Genomic DNA, 4,762 nt, shown 5'->3' with positions numbered 1-4,762 from the left:
GCCAAGCAGCATAGCGTCCGCGAAGCCTCGCGATCGCGATACGTGATGATGACGCTGCGGACGATCGAATATCCTGACGGCCATCGCGAGCGGCGCCTGTTGCCAGTGCGCCAGTTCTGGGCCGAGTCGGATTAGCCGCCAGCCTTCATCAGGCAGACTGGCGTCGATCGCTGTAGCAGCGCCTTGCGCCTTCGCGCCACATCGCGATGGTTCCTGCTCGGCGATCTGTCGTCATGACCATCTCTTGTGTGCTATCCGATCTGCAACGACTGTGATCGGAGAACGTCCATGCGAACCATCAGGATCGGCGCCGGCGCCGGCTATTCCGGCGACCGCATCGAGCCGGCGGTCGAGCTCGCCGCGAAGGGGGCGCTCGATTACCTGGTGTTCGAATGCCTCGCCGAGCGCACCATTGCGCTGGCGCAGCAGGCGCGGTTGAAGGATCCAGCCGGCGGCTACGATCCGCTGCTGGCGGCGCGCATGCAGGCCGTGCTGCCGATCTGCCACGCCAACAAGGTTCGCATCATCACCAACATGGGCGCGGCCAACCCGCTCGGCGCCGCCGAAGCGACGCGCGCGATTGCGCGCAAGCTCGGCCTCCCGGGCCTGAAGATTGCCGCCATTACCGGCGACGACGTGCTGACGGAGGCCAAGGACGCCGATCTCGCGCTCGACAATGGCGACAGCGTCAAGGCGCTCGGCAATCGCATCGTCTCCGCCAATGCCTATGTCGGCGCGCGCTCGATCGCCGACGCGCTCGCTGCGGGCGCCGAAATCGTGATCACCGGCCGCGCCGCCGATCCGGCGCTGTTCTTAGGCGCACTGGTGCATGAGTTCGGCTGGGCGATGGATGATTGGGACCTGCTCGGCAAGGGCATCGTGGTCGGTCATCTCCTGGAATGCGCCGGCCAGATCACCGGCGGATATTTCGCCGATCCCGGGCCTAAGGATGTCCAGGGTCTCGCCCGCCTCGGTTTCCCGATCGGCGAGGTCCGCGAGGACGGCGATCTCGTCGTAACCAAGGTCGCTGGCTCCGGCGGCCAGGTCACGCCGGCGACCGTGAAGGAGCAGTTGCTCTACGAGATCCACGATCCCGCGCAATATTTCCAGCCCGATGTGGTTGCTGATTTCTCTGAGGTGCGGATCGAGGAGGTCGGCCCTGACCGGGTCCATGTCACGGGCGGTCGCGGCAAGCCGAAAACGGGCTTGCTCAAGACCTCGGTCGGTTATGTCGACAGCTATGTCGGCGAAGGACAGATTTCCTACGCCGGCCCGGGCGCGGTGGCGCGTGGCCGGCTTGCACTCGACATCGTGCGCGAGCGGCTGGCACTCACCGGCGTCACCACCAGCGAGCTGCGTTTCGACCTGATCGGTGTCAACGCGCTGCATGGTGACGCGTCCGGCACTGCGGAGCCGTACGAGGTGCGTGTGCGCGTCACCGGCCGCACCGAGACGCTGACGGAGGCGGTCAAGATCGGCAACGAGGTCGAGACGCTCTACACCAATGGACCCGCGGGCGGCGGCGGCGCCTGGAAATCGGCGCGCGAGGTCATCGCCGTCGCCTCCTGCCTCGTGCCGGAGCAAGCGGCGCAGCTCAGCGTCTCGCTGGTGGAGTCCTGAAGATGAAGCTGCGCGAGATCGCTCACTCCCGCACCGGCGACAAGGGCAACATCTCCAACATCTCGGTCATCGCCTATCACGCCGATGACTACGCGCTGCTGCGCGAGACAGTCACCGCCGAGCGCGTCAAGGCGCATTTCGCCGGCATCGTGCATGGCGAGGTCGTCCGCTACGAGCTGCCCGGCATCGCGGCGCTGAATTTTGTTCTGAAGGATGCGCTCGGTGGTGGTGTCACCCGTTCGCTGGCGCTGGATGCGCACGGCAAATCGCTGAGCTCGCGCCTGCTCGATCTCGACATCGCGGCAGAACGCGGGGATTGAGGACGGCGGGCTCGGTGCGCTCCCTCTCCCCGTCCATACGGCGCGAGGTCGCAGCGAGCGCGCGGTGCGACAGCGTCTCAATTCGCTCAGCCCTCGTCTCAATTCCAGGCGAGCGAGGCCGTGTAGGCGCAGCGCACGTCTGAGCTGAATGTTCGCAATCCTTCCATTTCAGCGCTGTTGAGCCGCACGCACCTTCATGCGACGGTTTGGCCTCTGCTGTGCTTCGTCTCTGCGAGACCACCTTCGGCTGTCATTTGGAATCCCGTTGCAATGAACCGCTACGATTTGATCATTCGCGGAGGCCGCGTCCTCGATCCCGAAACCGCTTTCGATGCGATCGCCGATGTCGCGGTCAAGGACGGCGTGATCGCCGCCGTCGGCGACATCGCGGGATCGGCTGAGGCGATCATCGACGCCAAGGGGCTGGTGGTCACTCCCGGATTTATCGATCTTCATGCTCACGGCCAGTCGTTGCCGGCCGATCGCATGCAGGCGTTCGACGGTGTCACCACCACGCTCGAGCTCGAGGTCGGGGTGCTGCCGGTAGCGCGCTGGTATGACGAACAGGCAGCGCAGGGGCGCACGTTGAACTACGGCGCCGCAGCCGGCTGGGTGTTCGGTCGCATCGCCACCATGACCACGCAGCAGACCGCCTCCAGCGTCGCCGGCATGGGCGAGGCGATGCGCGACAAGCGCTGGGTCGAGGAGGTCGCGACGCCGGCGGAGACCGCGGAGATCGTCGAGCGCGTGCGCGCAGGGCTGGAGCAGGGCGGACTCGGCGTCGCTTTCCCGAACGCATATGCGCCGGGCACCGGCGTCAAGGAATTGTCGGAGCTGTGCAGCCTCGCCGCGCGCCACAACGTGCCGACCTATACCCACATTGCCTACATGTCGAATGTCGATCCACGCAGCTCGGTCGACGCCTATACGCGCCTGATCGGGCTTGCCGGCTCGACCGGCGCGCACATGCACATCTGCCATTTCAACTCGACCAGCCTGCAGGACATCGAGCGATGCGCCGAGCTGGTGCGGACGGCGCAGGCGCAGGGCCTGAAGGTGACCGTCGAGGCTTATCCGTACGGCACCGGCTCGACCGTGGTCGGGGCCGAGTTCTTTGCCGATCCCGCCTTCTGCCAGCGCATGGGCACCGGCTATGAGGCGATCGAGATGGTGGCCGAGCGCCGGCGCCTGGCGGATCGCGAGGAGCTGTTGGCGCGGCAGCAGCGCGAGCCCGGCGCGCTGGTGCTGATCCATTTCCTCGATGTCGCCGTCAACCAGCGCCATCGCGAGCTGCTGGACGTCTCCGTGATGTATCCGGGCGGCGCGATCGCCTCCGACGCAATGCCCTGGATTCTCGGCAACGGCACGCTCTACACCGGCGACGCCTGGCCGCTGCCGGACGATGCCGTGTCGCACCCGCGCTCGTCGGCAACCTTCACCAAATTCCTGCATGATTGGGTGATCGAACGCAAAGCGGTGCCGCTGATGGAAGGCATCGCCAAGTGCACGCTGATTCCGGCGCAGATCCTCGGTGCTTCGACACCTTCGATGCACAGGAAGGGGCGGCTGCAGACAGGCTGTGATGCGGACATCGCCGTGCTCGATCTCGCGACGCTGAAGGACCGCGCCGACTTCCTCAACATGAACCGGCCGTCCGATGGCGTGAAGCATCTGCTCGTCAACGGCGCGGCCGTGATTGCGGATTGCACCTTGCTGCGCGATGCGCGTCCGGGACGACCCGTTCGTCGATCCGTGACGTCATGATCGTCCCGGTCCTGCTGGTCGCCGGTTATCTCGGGGCGGGCAAGACCACGCTGCTCAATCACCTGCTCGCTAATCCCGGCGGACGCCGGATTGCCGCCGTTGTCAACGATTTCGGCGCCATCGATATCGATGCCGGGCTGCTCGGCACGGTGTCGGACGGCGTGGTGTCCTTGAAGAACGGCTGCATCTGCTGCTCGCTGCAGGGCGATTTGTTGCGCACGCTGGCGTCGGTGATCAAGCGACCCTCGCCGCCGGATGCGATCGCGATCGAGACGTCGGGCGTCTCCGATCCTGCCGAGATCATTCGCAATTTGATGGACCCCGTCGTCTTCAAGGTGGCGCCGCTGGAGACGGTGGTGACCTTGGTCGACGCCCGGCGCGTGCTGGATGAGCCCGAGCAGGCCGAGGACGTGCTGTGGCGCTCGCAATTGCGCGCGGCGGATTTCGTGCTGTTGACCAAGACTGATCTGCTTGACGGTGGCGAGCGCGAGCGGATCACCGAGATCATCGGTCGCCACAAGCCGGCGAGTGTCGTGTTCGACATCGTGCAGGGCGCGGTTCCGCCTGACTTATTATTCAGTCGCAGTGCGACCGTTGTTCGGCCGGTACCGAAGCTGACACTTGCGGCCTCGGAGCCGTTCGCCTCGGTCAGCTGGCGCTCGCAGGCGCCGCTGTCGCTGGCGCGCTTTCAGCAGATCGTGGGTCCGCTGGCCGCGCAGACGCTGCGCATGAAGGGGGTTTTCGTCTTCACCGAGCATCCAGGACAGCCGATGCTGTTCCAATGCGTCGGCACCCGCGCGACGATGTCAGCCTCGCAGCTCGCCCCGCCGGCTGGGCTCACCGCGCAGCTCGTGCTGATCGGCCGGGAAGGGCAGATCGACGCGGGCGCGATCGAGCGGGTCTTGCAGGGGATCATGATCCCCTAAGGCACGGTCTCCATCGAACAAAATCAGGCCGAGCACTCGGTGTACCCTCTCCCCTTGCGGGAGAGGGTGGCTCGCCGCGCAGCGGCGAGACGGGGGAGGGGTCCCTCTCGGCCAGCGCGCGCGTGGAGAGAG

The 4,762-nt window shown here is 66.1% G+C and carries 4 protein-coding genes; all 4 read left to right on the top strand.

Annotated elements, in window-relative coordinates; translation table 11 throughout:
• The first annotated feature begins 288 nt into the window (after positions 1-288).
• The 4 genes from WA702_RS05875 (at position 289) to WA702_RS05860 (ending at position 4,630) form a co-directional block, all read left to right on the top strand.
• Positions 289-1,620 (top strand): acyclic terpene utilization AtuA family protein, encoded by a 1,332-nt coding sequence (locus WA702_RS05875; protein ID WP_425109591.1) that lies wholly within the window; start codon positions 289-291, stop codon positions 1,618-1,620.
• A gap of 2 nt (positions 1,621-1,622) precedes the next feature.
• A complete protein-coding gene (locus tag WA702_RS05870) occupies positions 1,623-1,940 on the top strand; it encodes an AtuA-related protein (protein ID WP_425109590.1) in 318 nt (105 codons plus the stop codon).
• Positions 1,941-2,210: 270 nt separating this feature from the next.
• Positions 2,211-3,704, top strand: a complete 1,494-nt coding sequence (locus tag WA702_RS05865) for an amidohydrolase family protein (RefSeq protein ID WP_425109589.1) — start codon at positions 2,211-2,213, stop codon at positions 3,702-3,704.
• Entirely contained in the window at positions 3,701-4,630 is a 930-nt protein-coding gene (locus WA702_RS05860) for a CobW family GTP-binding protein (RefSeq protein ID WP_425109588.1), read from the top strand. Before WA702_RS05865 ends, WA702_RS05860 begins: the two co-directional genes overlap by 4 nt.
• Positions 4,631-4,762 lie beyond the last annotated feature (132 nt).

Source organism: Bradyrhizobium sp. (genome assembly GCF_049798375.1).
In the GTDB taxonomy this organism is placed as follows: domain Bacteria; phylum Pseudomonadota; class Alphaproteobacteria; order Rhizobiales; family Xanthobacteraceae; genus Bradyrhizobium.
The sequence above is the reverse complement of the archived record's forward strand: the minus strand, read 5'-3'. Positions and strand labels throughout refer to the sequence as shown.

Bases quoted from the DNA above. Each gene is read 5' to 3' on its own strand.
- WA702_RS05875 (WP_425109591.1), top strand. From the start codon at position 289: ATGCGAACCATCAGGATCGGCGCCGGCGCCGGCTATTCCGGCGACCGC.
- WA702_RS05870 (WP_425109590.1), top strand. From the start codon at position 1,623: ATGAAGCTGCGCGAGATCGCTCACTCCCGCACCGGCGACAAGGGCAAC.
- WA702_RS05865 (WP_425109589.1), top strand. From the start codon at position 2,211: ATGAACCGCTACGATTTGATCATTCGCGGAGGCCGCGTCCTCGATCCC.
- WA702_RS05860 (WP_425109588.1), top strand. From the start codon at position 3,701: ATGATCGTCCCGGTCCTGCTGGTCGCCGGTTATCTCGGGGCGGGCAAG.